Consider the following 4,779-nt stretch of genomic DNA (forward strand, 5'->3'; position numbering starts at 1 on the left):
GTTCAATGCTTTTCTGGAGACAGTAAGTGATAAGCCGGAGACAAGAATGGCGTTTCTTTTGTTGTACTGGACCGGAATGCGTATCGGTGAATTGCTTGCACTTACTTATAATGACATCAATCTTGAAGAGAAAACCATATCAATCAATAAATCTTATCAGAGACTGAAAGGAAAGGATATGATCACGCAGCCGAAAACTCCAAAGAGTATCCGTGTGATTACGATGCCGGATTTTCTTGCAGAGGAATTTAGGGAGTATTGCAGTCATTTGTATGGAATTATGAAAAAGGAAAGACTTTTTCGGTTTACCAAATCGCATATGGAACATTGTATGGCTACCGGAATCGAGCGGTCTGGTGTAAAGCGGATACGACTTCATGATCTCCGCCATTCCCATGCCAGTATGCTGGTTGATATGGGGGTGGCTCCATTGGAGATTGCAGAACGCCTTGGACATGAAAAGGTGGAAACCACGTTGAACACTTATTCACATCTGTATCCGTCTACACAGAGTAAATTAGCAGGTTTGCTAGATAAGAAACATGAGGAAGAGGAGGAATAAGCGATGGCTGGTGACAGACATGGAAAACACAACACAACGACCATTTCTTTTCGGGTGAATTCTTATGAAAAAGCAACAATTGAAGAACGAGTGAAAGTGAGCGGAATGAAAAAACAGGATTATATCGTCCGATCATGCATTTACAATCATGTATGTGTTGTTGGAAAGAAAGAAACAATTGAGATTATCCGGTCAGAAATGAAGGAAATGAGTTTGGTTTTGGAGGATGTGGCAAAAGATTTGAAGTCTGAAAAACCAGTTATTTCAGAACCGGTTCTTGATAGTATGACAGAACGGTATCTTGCATTTTTGGAAGCAGCATTATGGATGCTGAAAGGTTCAAGTTATTTATGGGAGGATAAAAAGGATGGAAGAGAAAGTAATGAAGGATTGTAAAGTGCTGGCATTGTGTTCACAAAAAGGCGGGGTTGGCAAGACAACAAGTTGCGTGAATCTGGCAGTCGGACTTGCAAAAGCAGGGAAGAAAGTGCTTGTGATTGACAATGATCCGCAGGGAAGTATGACAGCAAGTCTTGGGTATCATAACCCAGATGAATTACCAATCACACTGGCTACTATTCTGACAAAGATTGTAGAAGATGAACTATTTGAAAATACACTGGGAATTTTACATCACCAGGAAGGAATTGATTTGATTCCGGCAAACATCGAACTCTCTGGAATGGAAGTTTCACTTGTAAATATTATGAGCAGGGAACTTGTCTTAAAACAATATATAGAAAGAATGAGAGAAGAATACGACTATATATTGATTGACTGTATGCCATCACTTGGAATGCTGACGATCAATGCACTTGCCAGTGTCGATGCAGTTATTATACCTGTCCAGGCGGCTTATCTTCCTGTAAAGGGTCTAGAACAGCTGATACGGACGATAGGAAAGGTGCGAAGACAGCTTAACAAACAACTGAAAATTGGAGGTATATTGATCACAATGGTGGATAACCGAACGAACTATGCAAGAGATATATCTGATCTGATTTTTGATACATATGGAAACCAGATTAAGATTTTTCCACAGAGTATTCCATTTTCAGTACGAGCAGCTGAAATCAGTGCGGAAGGAATCAGCATATTTGAGCATGATCCAAAAGGAAAAGTAGCGGCTGCATATTGGCAGATGACACAGGAGGTGCTTTTGGATGAAAGGTAGAAGTGCATCGAAGATAAAACTGACATCTTATGATGAATTACTTGGAGGAGGAGAAGAAACGAACGATATCCAGCAGGTTTCACTTGAGCATTTACATTCTTTCGAGAACCATCCATTTCAAGTAAATGATGATGAGGCAATGGCGGAACTGGTGGAAAGTGTGAAAGAAGAGGGAATTCTTACAGCATTACTGGTACGACCGCTGGGTGATGGTGAATATGAAATCATCGCCGGTCACAGAAGGAGACATGCGGCACAACTTGCTGGTCTTAAAGAGGTTCCGGTTATTATCAGAAATATGGATCAAGATACAGCTGTCCGTGCGATGGTAGACAGCAATCTGCAGAGACCTAATATACTCCCAAGTGAAAAGGCATTTGCTTACCGTATGAAGATGGAAGCAATGAATCATCAGGGAACATCAGGCGGTATCAGTGCGAAAGACATTGGAAAGAACGCAAATGACAGTGCAAGGCAGGTGTATCGCTATATCCGGCTTACTTATCTGATGAATGACCTATTAAACGCAGTAGATCGTGATGTGATCGGATTGCAGGTAGGTGTAGAGCTTTCCTACCTTACGGTTCCAGAACAGGAGATGGTGGAGGAAGTGCATGAGAGTACCGGAAAATATCCAAGTCTGGAACAGGCAAAAAAAATAAGGCAACATCGAGAAGAAAAAACGCTGACAAAAGAGATTGTGCGGCTCCTGGTTATAGGAGAGCGTAAAAAGAAAACAACGGTAACATTAAAACAGGATGAAATTAAGAAGTATTTTCCTCCAGAGTATGATGAACAGAAGATACGGACTGTTATATGTCAGCTTTTGGAGGAATGGAGCAATCAGAATCATTGATAAGTACGAAGGGAGGGATGTGTCATGAGTATAAGAGCAACATTCCATTATTTTCAAGGAATGGAATGCGATATGTACAGTTTTTATCGTATTCCCAAACTGCTGTTTACAAGTGAATATTTTAAAAATCTCTCCTGCGAAGCAAAGGTGCTGTACGGACTGATGTTAGACCGGATGTCACTGTCCATCAAGAACCGGTGGTTTGATGAAGAGGACAGGGCATATATTTTCTTTTCGGTGGAAGAGATTATGGAAATGCTTAACTGTGGCAGGAATAAGGCTGTGAATTGTCTAAAAGAGCTGGATCAGGAAAAAGGGATTGGATTGATTGAGAAGAGGCGAATCGGACTTGGAAAAACAAATGTTATTTACGTGAAAAATTTCAGCCTGACAGAATATCCAGATGAGCCAGCAATCTTTGATTCGGAAGAAACACCGGAAAATGTAGCAGAGAGAAAAGAAAATACAGAGACAGAAATAGAAGAATATGCGAAAAAAGAGCCGGAAAAGCCCGTAAATACACAGAAGTTTGAAAAACAAACTTCAGGAAGTTTGAAAAATAAACTTCAAGAAGTTTCAAAAACAAACTTCAAGGAGTTTGAAAAACAAACTTCAAGAAGTTTAGAAAACAAACTTCAAGAAGTTTCAAAAACAAACTGTAATAATACTGAATATAATTATACTGAATTTAGTGAGAATGAATCTTATCAATATCTATCTGAACAAGAGAAAGGGAGAGATAGGATACAGGAGAGAAATGAGTATCGACAGTTAATTCATGATAATATCGAATATGAGATCCTTTGTCAGAGCTATGGAACTGGACGAGTAGAAGAGCTGGTAGAGCTGATGCTGGATGCAATATGTTCGACAAAGACATATCAACAGATCAATGGGGAAGCTGTGCCTACACAAGTGGTCAAGAGCCGTTTGCTCAAAGTCGGGTATGAACACATCCAGTATGTGTTTTTCAGTCTTGACAGGAGTACAAGCAAAGTGAAGAATATCCGGCAGTATATGCTGACGGTATTGTATAACGCTCCTGCAACAATCAATCAGTTTTATGATGCTGAAGTTCGACATGACATGTACTGGGGGAAGGATATTCCAGACAGGTAAGAACTTTGTGCCCACTGGGCACGAAGTTTAAAAAGAGATAGTCATATCTGGCAGATATGCTAAAATAACCTTGTGTCCACTGGGCACAAAGTAGGAGGAAGAATTATGTTGAGATTTATGATAAAACTGCCATTTCGAATTATTGCAGCTCCTGTTTGGCTGGTACTTGCAGCGGTGAATATTGTGCTGGTGTTCCTGGTTGGGTTATCTGCTGGATTCTGCTATCTGATAGCCGGAATCTCTGTTGTGACAGAAGTTTTGAGTATTGGGTTTGGAATCAGTACGGACTGGACAATGAAATCAGCGATTATTACGACAGTAGTGTTTGTTCTACTCCCACATATCGGTATGGGGATAGTTGCAGTAATTGAAGTTGTGAAATGTGGATTACAGGAATTTATTTTTGGATGATTGTGGAAAATATAGTGGCGCTATATGGAAAGGCAGAAATAAACAATGGAAGAATTATATAAAGTGATGGATGATTTGCTTGAGGTGGAATTTCAGATGAAAGCAGGGATGGATATTCTGAAAGAACTGGAAGAGTTTTATATGCTGGAAAAAGAAACCGAAAAATCGGATGCTAGAAAAGTAGCTGTGCTGATGAAAGGATATCTGCAGTCGATGAAGTCAAATATTCGAGAAATCATTCGTTATATTGATGACACGACACTTGAAAAATCAAATGATAAAAAGAAAGATAAACAGGAATCTGCGAGCACCATATCCGAGGAAGTGCAGGAATTTGTGAATCTGACAATTACAGAGCATATGGGGAAAGCATATTCAGAATGGAAGTTAAAGCAGGATAAAGAGCCAGTAAGTGAGATTGATAAGAAATACCAGAAATTACTGGAAACGTTATCCCAAGAACAGGAAGAAGTGATTACGGAATACTGTAATGCAATTTTTAGCAGTGGAGCAGAAACAGAAGAATTTTTCTATCGACTGGGATTAAAAGATGGACTGAATCTGAAAAATACGGTAAAATCTGTATTAGAAATGATATCATGAAATCGGAAGTTGGAGGATACACGCATGAAAATTGTAATCATTAATGGAAGTGCC

General features: G+C 39.6%; 7 protein-coding genes. All 7 read left to right on the top strand.

The features are described from left to right. Positions 1-562, top strand: a 562-nt coding sequence (locus tag QZZ35_RS09175; RefSeq protein ID WP_291237128.1) for a site-specific integrase, incomplete at its 5' end; no start/stop codon positions are given. 3 nt (positions 563-565) lie between these two features. Further along, positions 566-958 (top strand): plasmid mobilization protein, encoded by a 393-nt coding sequence (locus QZZ35_RS09180; RefSeq protein ID WP_044925303.1) that lies wholly within the window; start codon positions 566-568, stop codon positions 956-958. Continuing rightward, positions 930-1,736 (top strand): ParA family protein, encoded by an 807-nt coding sequence (locus QZZ35_RS09185; protein ID WP_026650281.1) that lies wholly within the window; start codon positions 930-932, stop codon positions 1,734-1,736. Before QZZ35_RS09180 ends, QZZ35_RS09185 begins: the two co-directional genes overlap by 29 nt. After that, positions 1,726-2,592 (top strand): ParB/RepB/Spo0J family partition protein, encoded by an 867-nt coding sequence (locus QZZ35_RS09190; protein ID WP_026650282.1) that lies wholly within the window; start codon positions 1,726-1,728, stop codon positions 2,590-2,592. Before QZZ35_RS09185 ends, QZZ35_RS09190 begins: the two co-directional genes overlap by 11 nt. Positions 2,593-2,616: 24 nt before the next feature. After that, complete coding sequence (locus QZZ35_RS09195; RefSeq protein WP_028087787.1) at positions 2,617-3,711, top strand: DUF6017 domain-containing protein; 1,095 nt, start codon at positions 2,617-2,619, stop codon at positions 3,709-3,711. A 105-nt stretch (positions 3,712-3,816) separates the two neighbouring features. Further along, complete coding sequence (locus QZZ35_RS09200; protein ID WP_028087788.1) at positions 3,817-4,122, top strand: hypothetical protein; 306 nt, start codon at positions 3,817-3,819, stop codon at positions 4,120-4,122. Between the two features lie 45 nt (positions 4,123-4,167). Further along, positions 4,168-4,725: a hypothetical protein gene (locus QZZ35_RS09205; protein WP_044925306.1), complete on the top strand. Its 558-nt coding sequence runs from the start codon at positions 4,168-4,170 to the stop codon at positions 4,723-4,725. The last annotated feature ends 54 nt before the right edge of the window (positions 4,726-4,779 follow it).

The sequence above is a fragment of the Frisingicoccus sp. genome (genome assembly GCA_016298055.1).
GTDB lineage: Bacteria > Bacillota > Clostridia > Lachnospirales > Lachnospiraceae > Frisingicoccus.